13 protein-coding genes are annotated in these 16,671 nt (G+C 64.5%); 4 read left to right on the forward strand and 9 right to left on the reverse strand.

Going from position 1 to position 16,671, the window contains the following annotated elements:
- Nucleotides 1-996 carry a catabolite repressor/activator gene (gene cra, locus FS665_RS18995; protein ID WP_145191881.1) on the reverse strand — a complete coding sequence of 332 codons (996 nt, stop codon included), beginning with the start codon at nucleotides 994-996 and terminating at the stop codon, nucleotides 1-3.
- Between the two features lie 298 nt (nucleotides 997-1,294).
- On the opposite strand from cra, the gene ptsP reads away from it, so the two are divergent.
- Genes ptsP through FS665_RS19010 form a run of 3 tightly spaced genes read left to right on the forward strand, consistent with a single transcriptional unit; the run spans nucleotide 1,295 to nucleotide 6,822 of the window.
- A complete protein-coding gene (gene ptsP, locus FS665_RS19000; protein ID WP_145191884.1) occupies nucleotides 1,295-4,147 on the forward strand; it encodes a phosphoenolpyruvate--protein phosphotransferase in 2,853 nt (950 codons plus the stop codon).
- On the forward strand, nucleotides 4,148-5,092 hold the full coding sequence (gene pfkB / locus FS665_RS19005) for a 1-phosphofructokinase (protein WP_145191887.1): 945 nt from the start codon (nucleotides 4,148-4,150) through the stop codon (nucleotides 5,090-5,092). It abuts the gene before it with no gap.
- On the forward strand, nucleotides 5,092-6,822 hold the full coding sequence (locus FS665_RS19010) for a PTS fructose-like transporter subunit IIB (protein ID WP_145191890.1): 1,731 nt from the start codon (nucleotides 5,092-5,094) through the stop codon (nucleotides 6,820-6,822). The genes pfkB and FS665_RS19010 overlap by 1 nt, the downstream gene beginning before the upstream one ends.
- Before the next feature lie 64 nt (nucleotides 6,823-6,886).
- Here FS665_RS19010 and FS665_RS19015 read toward each other — a convergent pair whose 3' ends face one another.
- A complete protein-coding gene (locus tag FS665_RS19015) occupies nucleotides 6,887-7,108 on the reverse strand; it encodes a DUF3820 family protein (RefSeq protein WP_145191894.1) in 222 nt (73 codons plus the stop codon).
- A gap of 199 nt (nucleotides 7,109-7,307) precedes the next feature.
- On the opposite strand from FS665_RS19015, the gene FS665_RS19020 reads away from it, so the two are divergent.
- The gene (locus FS665_RS19020) at nucleotides 7,308-7,784 is read left to right on the forward strand and encodes a PA2169 family four-helix-bundle protein (RefSeq protein WP_145191897.1); all 477 of its coding nucleotides are present in this window, start codon (nucleotides 7,308-7,310) and stop codon (nucleotides 7,782-7,784) included.
- On the opposite strand, the gene FS665_RS19025 is transcribed toward FS665_RS19020, so the two are convergent.
- From FS665_RS19025 to FS665_RS19055, 7 genes are all read right to left on the reverse strand, one after another.
- Entirely contained in the window at nucleotides 7,781-9,277 is a 1,497-nt protein-coding gene (locus FS665_RS19025) for a diguanylate cyclase (RefSeq protein ID WP_145191900.1), read from the reverse strand. The genes FS665_RS19020 and FS665_RS19025 overlap by 4 nt on opposite strands.
- Before the next feature lie 154 nt (nucleotides 9,278-9,431).
- Nucleotides 9,432-10,766 (reverse strand): OprD family porin, encoded by a 1,335-nt coding sequence (locus FS665_RS19030; protein ID WP_145191903.1) that lies wholly within the window; start codon nucleotides 10,764-10,766, stop codon nucleotides 9,432-9,434.
- A gap of 205 nt (nucleotides 10,767-10,971) precedes the next feature.
- Nucleotides 10,972-11,193 carry a hypothetical protein gene (locus tag FS665_RS19035; protein ID WP_145191905.1) on the reverse strand — a complete coding sequence of 74 codons (222 nt, stop codon included), beginning with the start codon at nucleotides 11,191-11,193 and terminating at the stop codon, nucleotides 10,972-10,974.
- A gap of 82 nt (nucleotides 11,194-11,275) precedes the next feature.
- Nucleotides 11,276-14,374 carry a multidrug efflux RND transporter permease subunit gene (locus FS665_RS19040; protein WP_145191909.1) on the reverse strand — a complete coding sequence of 1,033 codons (3,099 nt, stop codon included), beginning with the start codon at nucleotides 14,372-14,374 and terminating at the stop codon, nucleotides 11,276-11,278.
- Complete coding sequence (locus FS665_RS19045; protein ID WP_145191912.1) at nucleotides 14,371-15,534, reverse strand: efflux RND transporter periplasmic adaptor subunit; 1,164 nt, start codon at nucleotides 15,532-15,534, stop codon at nucleotides 14,371-14,373. The genes FS665_RS19040 and FS665_RS19045 overlap by 4 nt, the downstream gene beginning before the upstream one ends.
- An 84-nt stretch (nucleotides 15,535-15,618) precedes the next feature.
- Nucleotides 15,619-16,356 carry a YkgJ family cysteine cluster protein gene (locus FS665_RS19050; RefSeq protein ID WP_145191915.1) on the reverse strand — a complete coding sequence of 246 codons (738 nt, stop codon included), beginning with the start codon at nucleotides 16,354-16,356 and terminating at the stop codon, nucleotides 15,619-15,621.
- On the reverse strand, nucleotides 16,353-16,664 hold the full coding sequence (locus FS665_RS19055) for a hypothetical protein (protein WP_145191918.1): 312 nt from the start codon (nucleotides 16,662-16,664) through the stop codon (nucleotides 16,353-16,355). The genes FS665_RS19050 and FS665_RS19055 overlap by 4 nt, the downstream gene beginning before the upstream one ends.
- Between the last annotated feature and the right edge of the window lie 7 nt (nucleotides 16,665-16,671).

The raw sequence follows: 16,671 nt of genomic DNA on the forward strand, positions 1-16,671 counted from the left end.
TCAGGCCGCGGCGATGCGTTGCTTGAAGGTGCGGCCGATGGCGTGCACACCGGGCTCGTAGCGTTTCTCTTCAATCGCCGCCAACGCAAGCTCCAGGGCGGTGGCGGCGATGGCGCCGTGCTGCTGGGCCATCGCGTTGACCGGCAAGGGCAGGAAATCGAGCAATTGGTTGTCACCGAAAGTGCCCAACTGCAGCTGGCGCGAGTCGGCGGGGCGCGCTTGCAGGGTATCGAATACCCCCTGCAGCAGCACATAGGACGTCGTCACCAACGCGTCCGGCAAGCCGCCGTGTTCCTCGATCAACTGCTGCATCAGGCGTTGCCCGCATTCGCGGCTGAAAGCCTCGCCGGCATAGCGACGCACCACCCCTTGATAGCCCTGCATGGCTTCGTCGAAGCCGCCGGCGCGGGCCTGGCTGACCGACAGCTCCGGGCGTGCGGCTATCAGGGCGATACTGGCGGGCGCAGTGGCCAGCAAGCTACCGGCCAGTTGCCGACTGGCCTCACGGTCATCGCTGATGACCGAGCAGAAATGCCGGGGGTCCAGACGTCGGTCGATGGCGATGACCGGCAGGCCCTTGTCCAGCAGTTCGAGGTAGCTGTCATCCTCAGGGGGCAGGCAGCTGGCGACGAACAGCGCATCGCAGCGGCGGGCGCGGAACAGCTGCTGCAACTGGCGCTCGCTGTCGGGGCGATCATCGCTGCTGGCGATCAGCAGCTGGTAGCCGCGGGCACGCGCCCCTTGCTCGAGCTGTTTGGCGATACGCGCGTAGCTGGGGTTCTCCAGATCCGGGAGAATGAAGCCCAGCGTACGGGTGTGCCGGCTGCGCAGGCCAGCGGCTTGCGGGTTGGGGGTAAAGCCATGGGCCTCGACCACGGCGCGCACGCGCTCGACCGTGCTGGCGCTGATGCGCTGCTGCTCGGCCTTGCCATTGATGACGTAACTGGCAGTGGTCACGGATACACCGGCCAGACGGGCGATATCGCTGAGTTTCACCGAATTTTCCTTGTTATTGCCGGGGCTGGCTACGGCACCAGCCCCGGGTAGTTTGACCGCGAACGGGCGCTGCGCGCAGGCGACCATTGTCGCAATTGTCCGACAGGATGGGGCTTTTGCCTCGGGAGATTATCGAGTAACGTGGCCGCCTGGTCAGATTAAACGTTTCAGCTAGCCCATTTTTCTGCCTCGATGGCGCCTGTGCAAAGCCGTCGAACTGGCTGATTCTGTGAATATCACAACAATACCTCAGTACCTGGCATCAAAATCAAATCCGGGACTGCAAAAGGAGAAGGTCATGCTCGAGCTCGCCACAGGCCAGATAGCCATGGGCCAGACGGCTGTCGACAAGCAGGCGGCATTGCGCTTGCTGGCCGACCGCCTGGTCGCCGATGGCCTGGTCGCCGAAGGTTATCTGCAAGGCCTGCAGGCGCGTGAAGCGCAGGGTTCGACCTTCCTCGGTCAAGGCATCGCGATCCCCCATGGCACGCCGCAGACCCGCGACCTGGTGTTCGCCACCGGTGTGCGGCTGCTGCAGTTCCCCGAGGGCGTGGATTGGGGCGATGGGCAAATCGTCTACCTGGCCATCGGCATCGCTGCGCGGTCCGACGAGCACCTGCGGCTGCTGCAACTGCTGACCCGTGCGCTGGGCGAGACCGACCTGGCCGAGGCATTGCGCCGGGCCAGTTCGGCCGAAGCGTTGCTCAAGCTCCTGCAAGGTGCGCCGCAAGCACTGGCGCTCGATGCGCAACTGGTAGGGTTGAATCTGCCAGCCGAGGATTTCGACGAACTGGCCTGGCGCGGCGCACGCCTGCTGCAGCGCGCAGGATGCGTCGACAATGGCTTTGCCGCAGTGTTGCAGCAGGCCGAACCGTTGCCGTTGGGCGAAGGGTTGTGGTGGCTGCACAGCGAGCGCCAGGTGCGCCAGCCTGGGCTTGCCTTCCTCACCCCACAACAGCCGCTGCGTTACCGCGACCAACCGCTCAATGGCCTGTTCTGCCTGGCCAGCCTTGGCGCTGCGCACCAGGCGCTGCTCGAGCGCTTGTGCGAGGTGCTGATCGAAGGCCGAGGCCAAACCCTTTATCAAGCCACCAGCAGCCGCGCGGTGCTGGAAGTGCTGGGCGGTGAGGCGCCGGCCGACTGGCCGACGGCGCGTATCGTGCTGGCCAACGCCCACGGGCTGCATGCGCGCCCGGCGAAGATTCTCGCGCAGTTGGCCAAGGCCTTCGAGGGCGATATCCGCTTGCGGGTCCTCGACAGCGCGCAGCCGGCGGTGTCGATCAAGAGCCTGAGCAAGCTGCTGAGCCTGGGCGTGCGCCGTGGCCAGGAACTGGAACTGAGCGCCGAGCCGTCGATTGCCGGCGATGCCCTGCCCGCGCTGCTGGCGGCTATCGAGCAAGGCCTGGGTGAAGAGGTCGAAGCGCTACCGCCCACCGCCGGCAGCGAACCCGCAACAGCGGTCGAACATCTTGAGGCGCCGGTGGCAGGCAGCCGCGTCCAGGGTGTCAGCGCTTCGCCCGGGATTGCCAGTGGCCCGGCGCATGTATGCGTCGAGCGCGAGATCGATTACCCGCTGCGCGGTGACTCGCCGGCCCAGGAGCGCGCCAAGCTGCGCGATGCCTTGCAGGCCGTGCATGCAGAGCTGCAAGCCCTTGTCGAACGCAGCGACAAGGCGATTGGTGAAATCTTCGTCACCCACCAGGAGATGCTTGCCGACCCCGCGCTGACTGACGAGGCCGAGCTGCGCCTGGCCCAGGGCGAGAGTGCAGCTGCCGCGTGGATGGCGGTGATCGATGCGGCAGCGCGCCAACAGGAGGCGCTGCACGATGCCCTGCTGGCCGAGCGCGCGGCCGACCTGCGTGACGTCGGTCGCCGGGTGTTGGCCCAGTTGTGCGGGCTGCAGGCGCAAGCCGAACCCGAACAACCCTACGTACTGGTGATGGCGGAGGTCGGCCCGTCCGATGTCGCGCGCCTGGACCCTGCCCGTGTCGCCGGCATCGTCACCGCCTACGGTGGCGCCACTGCACACAGCGCCATCGTCGCCCGGGCCCTGGGCATTCCGGCTGTGGTCGGCGTCGGCCCGGCGGTCCTGCTGCTCGCGGCCGGCACGCCGCTGTTGCTCGATGGACAGCGCGGCGCAGTCACCGTCGCGCCGCCAGCAGAGGTGCTGCAACGGGCATTGGCCGAGCGCGAGCAGCGCGAGCAGCGCCTGCAGGCCGCCTGGGCGAAACGCCACGACCCGGCGGTGACTCGCGATGGCCACGCCGTCGAGGTGTTCGCCAACATTGGCGAAAGCAGCGGCATCGACAAGGTCGTGGAGCAGGGTGCCGAGGGCATTGGCCTGCTGCGCACCGAACTGATCTTCATGGCCCATTCGCAGGCGCCGGACGTCGCTACCCAGGAAGCCGAGTACCGACGCGTGCTCGACGGCCTCGGCGGTCGGCCGCTGGTGGTGCGCACGCTCGATGTAGGCGGTGACAAACCACTGCCGTATTGGCCGATCGCGGCCGAGGAAAACCCGTTTCTCGGGGTGCGTGGCGTGCGCCTGACCCTGCAGCGGCCGCAGATCATGGAGGATCAGCTGCGCGCCCTGTTGCGCGCCGCCGATCAGCGCCCGCTGCGCATCATGTTCCCGATGGTTGGCCAGCTGCATGAGTGGCGCGAGGCCCGCGCCATGGTCGAGCGTCTGCGCCAGGAAACGCCGGTTGCCGACCTGCAGGTCGGCATCATGGTCGAAGTGCCTTCGGCCGCCTTGCTCGCCCCGCAGCTGGCCCGTGAAGTGGACTTCTTCAGCATCGGCACCAACGACCTGACCCAATACACCTTGGCCATCGACCGTGGCCATCCGAGCCTGTCGGCTCAGGCCGACGGCCTCGACCCGGCGGTGCTGAGCCTGATCGACATGACCGTACGCGCAGCCCATGCCCAGGGCAAGTGGGTCGGTGTCTGTGGCGAGCTGGCGGCTGACCCGCAGGCGGTGGCAGTACTGCTGGGCCTGGACGTCGACGAACTGAGCGTGGCCGCCCGCAGTATTGCCGAAGTCAAGGCGTTGGTACGCCAGACCGATCATCAAGCGGCTCGCGCCCTGGCGCGCGAAGCCCTGCAACAAGACAGCGCCGCTGCGGTTCGCGCGCTGGTGGAGCGTTTCTGAATGGCCAAGATCCTCACCCTGACCCTCAACCCGGCACTGGACATCACCGTCAGTCTGGAGCGCTTGCGCCCAGGGCAGGTCAACCGTGCCCAGGCGCAACTCAGCCATGCTGCCGGCAAAGGCCTGAACGTGGCGCAAGTGCTCGCCGACCTGGGGCATGACGTCACCGTCGGCGGCTTTCTGGGCCGCGACAACCTGCAAGCGTTCCAAGCGCTGATCGCTCGTCGTGGCTTTGCCGACTGCTTCGTGCATGTCGACGGCGAAACCCGCAGCAACCTCAAACTGGTCGAGGCCGATGGCCAGGTCACCGACATCAACGGGCCTGGGCCTGTGGTGGATGAAGCGGCCTGCGCCGAGCTGCTGCGCCGCCTTGAACAGGTGGCACCTGGGCATGCGGCAGTGGTGGTGGCCGGAAGCCTGCCGCGAGGCATCAGCCCTGCCTGGCTGCGGCAGTTGCTCGAGCGCTTGCAAGCATTGGGATTGAAGGTGGCGTTGGACAGCAGCGGCGAGGCCCTGCGCGCCGGCTTGCAGAGTGCGCCCTGGTTGGTCAAACCCAACACCGAAGAGCTGGGCGAAGTGCTTGGCCTGAGCGTGCAGAGCGCCGCTGAACAGCGCGCGGCGGCCGAGCGTCTGCTCGCCAGCGGCGTCGAGCATGTGGTGGTGTCGGCCGGCGAGCAGGGTGTGCGCTGGTTCAGCGCCGCTCATGCGCTGCAGGCGCGGCCGCCCAAGGTGTCGGTGGCCAGTACCGTGGGTGCCGGGGATTCGCTGGTAGCTGGCATGCTCCACGGCTTGTTGGCCGAGGAAGACGCGCAGCAGACCTTGCGCCGCGCCACCGCGATCGCCGCCCAAGCCGTGACGCAAATCGGCTTCGGCATCTGCGATCGCCAGCAACTGGCGGCGCTTGAAGCCGCCGTGCAACTGACAGAACAACAAGAGGGTTGCTGATGAACATCGCCATCGTCACCGCCTGCCCCAACGGGCAGGTTTCCAGCGTCCTCAGTGCCCGCCTGCTGGCGGCCGCGGCCCAGCGTCGCGGCTGGAGCACCAGCGTCGAAGTGCTCGATACCGAGCATCCCGAGCGCCAGCTCAGCGCCGCGCAGATCGCCGAGGCCGACTGGGTGTTGGTGATCAGCACCGGCCCGGTGGATCTGGCGCGCTTCGCCGGCAAGCGGGTCTACCAGAGCACGCCTGCACAGGCGCTGGCCGACCGCGAGGGTTTTCTCGACGAAGCGGCAGCCAAGGCCGAGATGCTGACGGCGCAGGCCAGCGCTGCTGCGCCGGTGGCGGCAGTGCGCATGGTTGCGGTCACTGCCTGCCCGACCGGCGTGGCACACACCTTCATGGCTGCCGAGGCACTGCAGCAGGCAGCGCAGCAGTTGGGCTATGAGCTGAGCGTCGAAACCCAGGGCTCGGTGGGTGCGCGCAACCCGCTGTCGGCCGAGACCATCGCCGCTGCCGATGTGGTAGTGCTGGCTGCCGACATCGAAGTGCCGACGGCGCGCTTTGCCGGCAAACGCATCTACCGCTGCGGCACCGGCATTGCGCTCAAGCAGGCGCGTGCCACCTTGGACAAGGCCCTGGCCGAGGCCAAGGTCGAGAGCGCGGCCGACGGTGCCACAGCAGCGCCGGCCAAGGCCGAGAAGGCCGGGGTCTACAAACATCTTTTGACCGGCGTGTCTTTCATGCTGCCGATGGTGGTGGCAGGGGGGCTGTTGATTGCCCTGTCCTTCGTGTTCGGCATCGAAGCCTACAAGGAGGCCGGCAGCTTGCCGGCGGCGCTGATGCAGATCGGCGGCGAGGCGGCCTTCAAGCTGATGGTGCCGCTGCTGGCGGGCTACATCGCCTGGTCGATCGCCGACCGACCGGGCCTGGCGCCGGGCATGATCGGTGGTCTGCTGGCCAGTACCCTGGGCGCCGGCTTCATTGGCGGCATCGTCGCCGGTTTTCTTGCCGGCTACAGCGCCAAGGCCATTGCCCGCTGGGCGCGCCTGCCGAGCAGCCTGGAGGCGCTCAAGCCGATTCTGATCATTCCACTGCTGGCCAGCCTGTTCACCGGCCTGGTGATGATCTATGTGGTCGGCCAACCGGTGGCAGCGATGCTCGAGGGGCTGACGCAGTTTCTCGACAGCATGGGCACCACCAACGCCATCCTGCTCGGGCTGCTGCTTGGCGGCATGATGTGCGTGGACCTCGGTGGGCCTATCAACAAGGCCGCCTACGCCTTCTCGGTGGGGCTGCTGGCGTCGTCCAGCTACGCGCCAATGGCGGCGACCATGGCAGCGGGCATGGTGCCCCCGATCGGTCTGGGTATTGCCACCTTCCTGGCCCGGCGCAAGTTCGCCCAGAGCGAGCGCGAAGCCGGCAAGGCCGCGTTGGCCCTGGGCCTGTGCTTCATTTCGGAGGGGGCGATTCCGTTCGCCGCGAAGGACCCGCTGCGGGTCATCCCCGCCAGCATCGCCGGGGGCGCGTTGACCGGTGCATTGTCGATGTATTTCGGCTGCAAGCTGATGGCGCCGCACGGCGGGCTGTTCGTGCTGCTCATTCCTAATGCGATCAATCACGCGCTGTTGTATCTGTTGGCGATCGTCGCCGGTAGCCTGGTGACGGCAGTGGTGTACGCCGTCATCAAGAAAAGCGAACAGGTGGAGCTGGCCGTGGCACCGGCGAAGGGCTGAAACCTGCTCACGCTCTGCGATCGCCCTGTCGTCGCGTGAAACCGCTGCGATAGGGCGTTTTCGATCAGCCTCGGCGCTTGTGCCGCAATGGCACGAGCAAGTCACCCAGGCCGTTGTGGTCGATCTCATGCATCAACGCCAACAGTCCGCCCAACTCGCCGGCTGGAAAGCCCTTGCGGGCGAACCATGCCAGGTAGTCACCCGGCAAATCCGCAATCAATCGCCCTTGGTATTTGCCGAAGGGCATGTTGCGCGTCACCAGCAGTTCCAGTATCTCAGGTTTCATCACCAGCCTCTTCATCGAGCGGGTGGCGACGATACTGCAATCTGCACGGTCCTCCCAGGGCAATCATGCAGAAAACCGTGCCAAGCGGGTTTTTATGAGTAGCTAAATCGCTGATTTATATAGAAATTAACTTTATAGCCGATTTGGCACGATGCCTGCTCCTCTCCTAGTGACTATCACCTGCCACGGAGTTTGTGCGATGAGCAATGCAAACAAAGAAGTGATCGATATCCTCAACGACCTGATCGAGTACAGCAAGGACGGTGAAAAAGGCTTCAAAGAATCGGCCGATGATGTCAAGAACTCGGAACTCAAGGCGTTCTTCGTACAGCGTGCCGGCGCCTGCGCCAACGCAGCGGCTGAACTGCAGGCTGAAGTGCGTCGCCTGGGCGGCGATCCAGAGACTTCCACCAGCGTGACCGCCGACCTGCACCGCGGTTGGGTCAACCTGAAGTCCATGCTGACCGGCAAGGACGAAGAGTCTGTGCTCAATGAAGTGGAACGCGGTGAAGACCACGCGCTGAGGGCTTACAAAGAAGCCCGTGAGAAGCTGGTCAAGCACGGCCACGCTGCCGGTAACTCGACTTATGCGCTGGTCGAAAAGCAACTGCAAGGCGTGCAGCAGAATCACGACCAAGTCAAGGCGCTGCGTGACGCGGCCCGCGCTCGTTCCTAATCGAGCGGTCCTTCTACCCGGTCGCGGCCGTTAGCCTTGGCCCGGTAGAGGGCTTCATCTGCGGCGCTCAGCAGCTGAGTCAAATCGTGCTGAGTGCCGGGGGTGAAGACTCCAATGCCTACGCTTACCGTTATGCCCTGGCTGTCACCCTCGAACGGCGTTAGCGCTGCCACTTCGGCACGGATCTTTTCAGCCAGTACCCTGGCGCCAGCCAAGCCCGTCTCCGGCAACACCACCTGAAATTCCTCGCCACCATACCGTGCAGCCAAATCGGCTGGACGCCTGATGCAACGCCCCAGGGTTCTGGCGACGTTGTGCAGTGCCTTGTCGCCGCCCGCATGCCCATGGCGTTGATTGAACGCTTTGAAGTGATCGACATCCACCATCAGCACTGCCAAAGGTTGGCGATTGCGTTGGGCGCGTGCCCATTCCAGACGCAGCACCTGGTCGAGCTGGCGTCGATTGGCCAGACCGGTCAGGCTGTCGGTGGCCGCAAGCGCTACCAGCCCCTGTTCGGCGTGATGCCGACGACGCAGCTCGCGTCCCAGCAGCAATGTCAGCCAGACGATGCCGATGCACAGGACTCCGGTGGCCACACTCACCAGAATCGCGGTACGGCGCCATGACTGAAACACTTCATCGCTTGAATTGATCACCAGTACGACCAGGGGCAAGTCGCCGACCCTGGCGAAGGTGTACATCTTCTGGCGCTGCGTGACGCTGGAGCGGGCCGTGAAGCTGCCCTCGGTTTGGCTGAGAATGCGCCGGAAGTTGGGCCGCTGTGCATAAGATGCGCCGACCGCGGCGTCTTGCGCAGGGGCTGGCTCACGGGCCAGCAGTTGGCCGTTGACGTTGAGCAGGTTGATGCTGCTGTCGGCGCCGATGTCCAAGCGTTTGAACAGCTCGCTGAAATACGACAGACGCAGGGCGCCTGCTGCCAGTCCGGCGAAATTGCCGTGGGCGTCGTCGATGCGCCGACTGAAACTGATGCACCAGTCCAGATCCCCTAGCCTGGCCTTGAATGGGGGGCCCACCAGCAAACCCAGCCGTGGGTCATTCAGGTGTGCCTGGAAGTCGCCGGTCTCGGCGAAGTTGGCCTGGCGCGGCACCGCGCTGCTGGAATCGCCGACCACGTTGCCCTGCTTGTCCAGCCACAACACATCGCCACGCTGATGGTCGACCAAGGCGTCATTGAACAGCAGGCGCTGGCGCAACGGCTGCGGCAGGCGGGTCAGCTCTGGCCGGCTGACGGCCCAGATCAGGCCCTTGAGCGATCGATCGTATAACTCGACGTTGCGCAGGATGTCGCTTTCGATCAACTGCACGATATTGTTGGCAGCACGTACCGCCGACTGCTCGACGCTCTCGCGCTCGCGGCCGAGCAGGTAGCTGACGATGGCGACGATGGCGAGCACGGCAAGGCAACTGCCCAGGTTGAGGAACAGCTCGGGGTGCGACCGGTAGAAGGCGGGGGACGACAGTCGGTTGGGCATGCGCGCTACTGCTGAGGCAGGGCCATTTTCGGCGGCGACATTCTAGGGAAGCGGTGATTGTCGGACAAGATTTGTCCGACGGAAACATCGCCAATGGCGCTTGGAAAGGGGCGGGAAGACGAGTTCCGCCCCTTGCGCCATAGCCGGTTGCGAATCAGAAGACGTTCAGTGGGTAGTCGACGATCACGCGCAGCTCATCATTGTCGCTGTTGCTGTCGATCGAAGCATAGCCCTGGCCACCGCGGTGGGTTGCGTAGCGCACCTGTACTGCGAGGTCCTTGAAGTCACCCTCCTGGAACACGTACTTGACGTCCAGATCGCGCTCCCAGTGCGTGGCATGCTTGCCGTCGGCGCGGTAGTAGTCGTAGTGGGTGGTGTCCTGGGTGGCCTTGGTCAGGTCTGCTTCGCCGCGCGAATACGACAGGGATGTGCTCAGGCCCGGAATACCAATGCCGGCGAAGTTGTAGTCGTACTGCAGTTTCCACGAGCGTTCATTGGGTGCGTTGAAGTCCGAATACATCCGCGAGTTGTCGAGATAGACGCTGTCGCCCAGATTGATGTAGTCGAAGGGCGTATTGCCGTTGACCCGTTGATACGCGGCCGTGAGGCTGTGATAGCCGGCGTTGACGGTGAAGTGCAGGCTGTAGGTGTTGTTGTCGATCTTGCCCAGCAGCGCCTGGCCGGTGTCCTGGGTGTGATAGAAGTGCGCGCCAGGGTTGAGGCTGACCAGGTCGTTGACCACGTAGGTGTAGTCGAAGTCAGCGTAGTACTGGTTCCAGATGTCCTTGAGCTCGGCGGCATACAGGCTGGTGGTGATGCTCTCGGTGCCGCTCCAGGTGGCGCCTGCCCAGTTCAGGTGCTTGCTCTTGGCGCGCTCGTCGAGGCTGCCGTAGTAGGTGTCGATACGACGGTGGCCGCTCTGGTTGTAGGGATGGGTGAAGCTCACCTGGCCGCCTTCGAGCAAGAGGCCGTCGATGCTGGTGTTGGTCAGGCTGATACCGCGGAAGGTCTGCGGCAGCATTCGCGTTTCGCCACCGGCAATGACCGGGTTGGTCAGAAACAGATCGCCGGCCTTGAGCTCGGTGTCAAAAGCCTTGAACTTGAGCGCAGCACCGGCGGTGGAGAACGAGCGGGGAGCAGCGCCTAGTTCGCCGTCGTCCTTGATGTGCTCAGGCAAGATGCTGGTGCCCGCGTGACCGCCGCCGCCGTCGAGCTTCAGGCCCAGCATGGCATGGGCGTCGACGCCGACGCCGACCACACCTGGGGTATAACCGGATTCGAAGCGTGCCACTGCGCCCTGGCCCCACTCGCGGGTGTCGCGCACGTCGCTGTTGTGGTTGTTGCGGTTGAAGTAGGCATTGCGAAAATGCAGGTTGAACGACGCGCCGTCGATGAAGCCATCAGCCTTGTCTTCATCGGCCTGGGCGGCGAACGGCATCGTTGCAGTCAATGCAATGAACAGCGGGGTAAAACGAAACGCGGAAGGCACCGGGACTAGCTCCTTTGGTCTGACGGGTGTGACTGTTTTTGTTTTTCAATGCGCGTCTATTTATATCGATACGTGACAGCTGGGCTGATGGCGAGCGCACATAAAAAAAGCCGCTGATTGGCAGCGGCTTTAAAAGGCTAACATATCGACACCAACGGTGCCCATGGTCTAGCCGGGGGAAAGATGCGGCGTGCTTGAGCTGCACTCAGCTGTCGGCGGCGGTGTCGCTGGAGGCTTTCGATGCGGTCTGCTGCGCGTCTTTGGCGGCGTCGGCCTGATTGGCCAAGGCTTCGCGAGACTGCTGCTGAGTGGCCGCGAGTTGTGCGTTGCGGGCGACGAAAGCCGGGGATTCTTCGGCCATGGCCAGGGGCGACAACAACAGGGACGACAGGACGAAAACGCTGGCAATACCCATACTGTTGGACATGTTGAAACTACCTTCTTGCGGGGCAAGTGCTAATGAGGACGGGGTTAACGTTAATCCGCCCAAGCGCCCGGAAACAGGCTGATTATCGATAATCACTATTGCGCGAAAGGTAAGGATTCACCCGATGACGGTGGCATAGGCGCTCCAGAGCCAGGTAGATCACCGGCGTGGTGAACAGGGTCAACGCCTGGCTCACCAGCAGCCCGCCCACCACAGCAATGCCCAAAGGTTGGCGCAACTCTGCGCCAGCGCCGAAGCCGAACATCAGCGGCACCGCGCCGAGCAGGGCGGCGAGGGTGGTCATGACGATCGGACGCAAACGCGTCATGCACGCCTGGTGTATCGCCTGCTCAGGGGAGGCGCCCTGATCGCGCTGAGCGGCCAGGGCGAAGTCGATCAGCAGGATGCCGTTCTTCTTGACGATACCGATCAGCAGGACCACGCCGATCAAGCCCATGATGCTGAAGTCCTGGCCCATGGCCCAAAGCAGAATCAGGGCGCCCAGCCCTGCCGAAGGCAGCGTCGAAATGATCGTCAACGGGTGCACGAAGCTCTCGTAGAGCACGCCAAGAATGATGTAAACCGCCACCAGCGCCGCCAGAATCAGCCAGGGCTGGCTCGCCAGCGAGCTCTGAAAGGCCTGGGCTGCCCCCTGAAAATTGCCGCTGATCGCGTCAGGCATGCCCAGTTCACGCTGGGTGCGTTCAAGGATTGTCACCGCATCGCCCAAGGCGACGCCGGGTGCTAGATTGAACGACAGATTGGCGGCCGGGAACAGGCCGTCATGGCTGATCGACAGCGGGCCGGTGCTGGGCGGCGCGACATGCGCCACTGCCGAGAGTGGCACCATTTCATTGCTCAACGGCGAGCGCAGGTAGAAGCAGTTCAGGCTTTCGGCTTTGCCTCGCTGCTGGGCGTCCAGCTCCAGGATCACCTTGTACTGGTTGGTCTCGGTCTGAAACTCACTGATCTGCCGCTGGCCGAAGGCGTCGTACAGCGCCTGGTCGACATCGGCGGTAGTCAGGCCGAAGCGCGCGGCGGCCTGGCGGTCGATGTCGATGCGGGTAACGCTGGCGCCCAGCTGCAGGTCGTTGGACAAATCACGAAAGGCCGGCTCTTCGCGCAGGCGGTCGGTCAGACGCTGGGTCCACAGGTTCAGTGCCACGCCGTCGTTGCTTTTGAGCACGTATTGATACTGCGTGCGCGATGGACCGGAACTGAGGTTGATATCCTGGCCGGCGCGCAGGTACAGCACCACCCCCGGTATCTGGGCAAGCTTGGGCCGCAGCCGGTCGATCAGCTCGCTGGCCGAGACGTCGCGTTCTGCGCGCGGTTTGAGGGCGATCCAGAAGCGGCCGTTGGCGATGGTCTGATTGTTTCCGGTAACGCCCACCGCATGGGAATAGGCCTGCACCGCAGGGTCCTGGGCGATGATCGCCGCCAGCGCCTGGTGCTTGTCGATCATCGCCGGGTACGACACGTCTGCCGCTGCCTCGCTGGTGCCGAGCACGAAGCCGGTGTCCTGCTGCGGGAAAAAGCCCTTGGGAATGCCGATGTAGCCTGCCACTGCCAGGGCCAGCGTCAGGAAGAATACGCCAAGGGTCAGGCGTTGATGGGCCAACGCCTGGTTCAGGCCTTTCTCGTAACCCTTGAGCAAACGCGCGCCAATACCACCGTGCTGCTCCTGCAGCGGGCGGCGCATGAACAACGCACAGAGCGTCGGCGCCAGGGTCAACGAGACCACCACCGAAACCAGGATGGTCGCGGTAGCGGTGAGGGCGAACTCCTTGAACAAGCGCCCGACCACGCCACCCATGAACAACAGTGGGATGAAGGCGGCGATCAGCGAGAAGCTGATCGAGATCACCGTGAAACCAATCTCGCCTGCGCCCTTGAGCGCCGCCGTGCGGCTGTCGTCGCCGGCTTCCAGGTGGCGGTGGATGTTCTCGACCACGACGATGGCGTCGTCCACCACGAAACCCACGGCGATGACGATGGCGACCAAGGTCAGGTTGTTCAGGCTGAAACCGAACAGGTCCATCATCGCGCAGCTGGCGATCAGCGACACGCCAAGCACGCTGGACACCACCAGGGTCGCCGACCGCTGGCGCAGAAACAGCGCCATCACCCCGATGACCAGCGCCACCGCGATCAGCAGGGTCAGTTCGACTTCGTGCAGGGAGGCGCGAATGGTCTGCGTGCGGTCCTGCAAGACCGACACCTCGACCGAGGCCGGTAGCATCTCCTGTAATTTCGGCAGCGCGGCCATGACGCGATCGACCGTGTCGACGATATTCGCCCCTGGTTGGCGAAACACCACCAGGTTCAGACCCGGTTGCTCGCCGGACCAGGCCTTGACGTAGGCGTTCTCGGCGCCGTTGATCACCGTGGCGACATCCTGCAACTGCACCGCTGCGCCGTCACGGTAAGCGACGATGAGCCGGGCGTAGTCCTCCGGGTGGAACAGCTGGTCGTTGGCGGCAAGGGTCGACACGCTGTGCTCGCCGTACAACGCGCCTTTGGCAAGGTTGAGGCTGGTCTGTTGAATGGCCAGGCGCAGGTCGGCCAAGGTGAGGCTTACCGCGGCCAGTTTTTCTGGCTGCGCCTGCACGCGAATGGCGGGGCGCAGTTGCCCGGTGATGTTGATCAAGCCGACCCCGTCGACCTGGCTCAACTGGCGTGCCAGCAGGGTCTCGGCATAGTCGCTCAGTTCGCTGCCGGGCATTTGTGCGGAGCTTACGCTCAGCACCAGCACTGGGCTATCGGCCGGGTTGACCTTGCGCCAGGTGGGCGGGGTGGGCAAGTCCCGCGGCAGGCGGGCGGTGGCGGTGTTGATCGCTGCCTGGACTTCCTGGGCGGCCGTGTCGATGTTCTTGTCGAGGCTGAACTGCAGGATCAGCGTGGTCGAGCCCAGTGCGCTGCTGCTGGTCATCTGGGTCATGCCGGGTATTGCGCTGAATTGCACCTCCAATGGCGTCGCTACCGATGAAGCCATGGTCTCAGGGCTTGCCCCTGGCAACTGCGTGGTGACCTGAATGGTCGGAAAATCCGCTTCCGGCAGCGGCGCCACCGGCAGCCGCGCAAAGCCGATAAGCCCCAGCAATACCAAGGCGAAGGTCAGCAGCAGGGTTGCCACTGGGTGATCGATGCACCAGGCAGAGACGCCGTTGCGGGTGTTCATGGCTGGCGCCGCAGGTCAGCGGGTGGCGGCGTCGAGGCGGCATCGCTGATGACGTCGACGCGCGCCCCGGGCTTGAGGCGTGACTGGCCGTCGAGCACCAGGCGTTCGCCGGGCTTGACCCCGGTGATGACCATCAGGCTGCTGTCCTGGTGCACGACATGCACCGCGACGCTGGTCACCGTGTCGCCATCCAGACGATAGACGAAGTGGCCGTCGACAGCGCGCTGCACCACTGGCGGTGGTACCACCAGGGCGTCGCGCGCGATGGCGGTGCGCAAGCGCAAGGTGACCAGTTGCCCCGGCCATAGGCTGCCATCGTGGTTGTCGAACTCGGCCTTGACCCGCACCGTGCCGGTACTGGGCGAAACCTGGTTGTCGATCAACGCCAGGTGCCCCTCGCCAAGCAGGGCGCGGTCACCGTCGACGTCCATGTAGGCCTGCACCAGCGCTGGGTCAGGCGCCTTGAGCAGCGCCTGCAGGGTGGGCAGTAGCTGCTGCGGCAGGCTGAACTGCACCGCGATCGGGTCGAGCTGGGTGACACTGAACAGGCCTTGCGTATCGCTACTGCGCACCAGGTTGCCGGGGTCGACATTGCGAATGCCGACGCGTCCGGTCACCGGGGAGTGTATCTGCGTGTAGGAAAGCTGCACCTGGGCATTGGCGATCGCCGCCTGGTTGCCCTTGACCGTGGCCTGCAACTGGTTGACCAGGGCCTGCTGCTGGTCGAGGGTCTGCTGGGACACGCCATTGTCGCTGCTGAGCAGACGGTAGCGCCTGAGGTCCAACGCCGCCACTTGAAGTTGCGCCTGGCTCTGGCCGAGCTGGGCGCGCGCCTGATCGAGGCTGGCGCGAATGGCCCGGTCATCGAGGGTAGCGAGCAGGTCGCCGCGGTGGACCGATTGGCCTTCCTTGACCCGTACCTCCGTCAGAATCCCGTCCACTTGCGGACGTATCTGCACACTGTGCAACGACTGCACGGCGCCGATGGCACTGGCATAGCGCGGCACGTCTTGCTCGACGACGCTGACCACCCTGACCGGAATGGCCGCCTGCGCCCGCGGCGCAATGCCTGGCTGGCGCTGTCCAAACCAGAACGCCACGGCCAATAAGGCGAACAGTGCGCAAGCGGCAAGCACAACAGCTCGAGAACGACGTCGCATTGGCGCAGGCACCTTGGCCGATGGGGTAGCTGTGCAGATTATCGGGATGCGCGGAGCAATCCACGCTTTTTTGCGCACCTGGCATCAGAAACCAATGAAGGCATAGAAGACCGGCGCTTGCGCCGTGGTGTGCAAGCCCAGCGCCTGCAACTCATCTACCCGTTCAGGTTGCTCCACGTGCAGCGTCCAGCCTAGCCCGATAGGCGCTGCGCGGGGCGCCTGCGTGGCAGCGGCGAACGCGCTCATCTGCGGCAGATAGGCGGTAAAGCCGTTGCCTTTGAGGGCGCTGGTGGTCATTTCCAGCGCCTCGCAGATGGCAACCTTGGCGGCAATGTCAGCGCGATCCGCCTGCCGTGAAGCGTGCACCAGCGCCTGCAGCGCGGCGTCCACCGGCAGCGATCCATGGATCAGCTCAGGGCCTTGCTGCCAGGCCTCTGCAGGGCAGTCCTTGTGCTCTGGGCGCAGCGCGATGTGCGGATTGATTTCCACCGGATAGATGCGGCAAACCAGCGGCCGCTGGTCGTAGATCGAGCACAGGTCGTCAGCATCGAGGTGACGGCAGCGCCCCGGATTGAAGGCGGCGAAGGTCACCGCGACCCGCGCCTCGGCGCTGCCACACGGTACCGGGTAGGAACGGCGCATGACATGCTCGCGCTGTTCGACCGGCATGCCGGGCCCGTCGCTGACGAATGCCTCGATCAGCACGATCACCTGGCCGCCTGAAACAGCCCATTGCCGTGCTTCATCCAGGGTCAGTGGTACATGGTGGCCGGTGCAGCATTTACCGCAGCCAGTGCAGGCGAAGCGCAAGGGGTCGTTCACTTGGCCTGGGGGTTCCATTCGCTGACGAAGGCCTGCTGTTGGCGGCGATCATACAGGCACAGCTCGCTACCGGTGCGCTGCTTCATGTGCTTCTGCGCATAGGTGCCTTCGATCAGCAACGCGCTGAAGCCCACCCGGTCGTCGAACTCGGCGGGCTTGCCGCGGGCATGTGCGTGCTTGAACTGGCTGGCTTTGAGGCAGGCATTGAGCATCTGCTGGCGCTGGTCGTTCCAGGCCTGGGTGCTGGAAGCCTGGGCGGCACTGCTGAACAGCGTGCAGGCGATCACAAGGGAGCTAAGAAACTTCATACGCGGT

It is taken from the genome of Pseudomonas sp. URMO17WK12:I11, assembly GCF_007677725.1.
Classification (GTDB): domain Bacteria; phylum Pseudomonadota; class Gammaproteobacteria; order Pseudomonadales; family Pseudomonadaceae; genus Aquipseudomonas.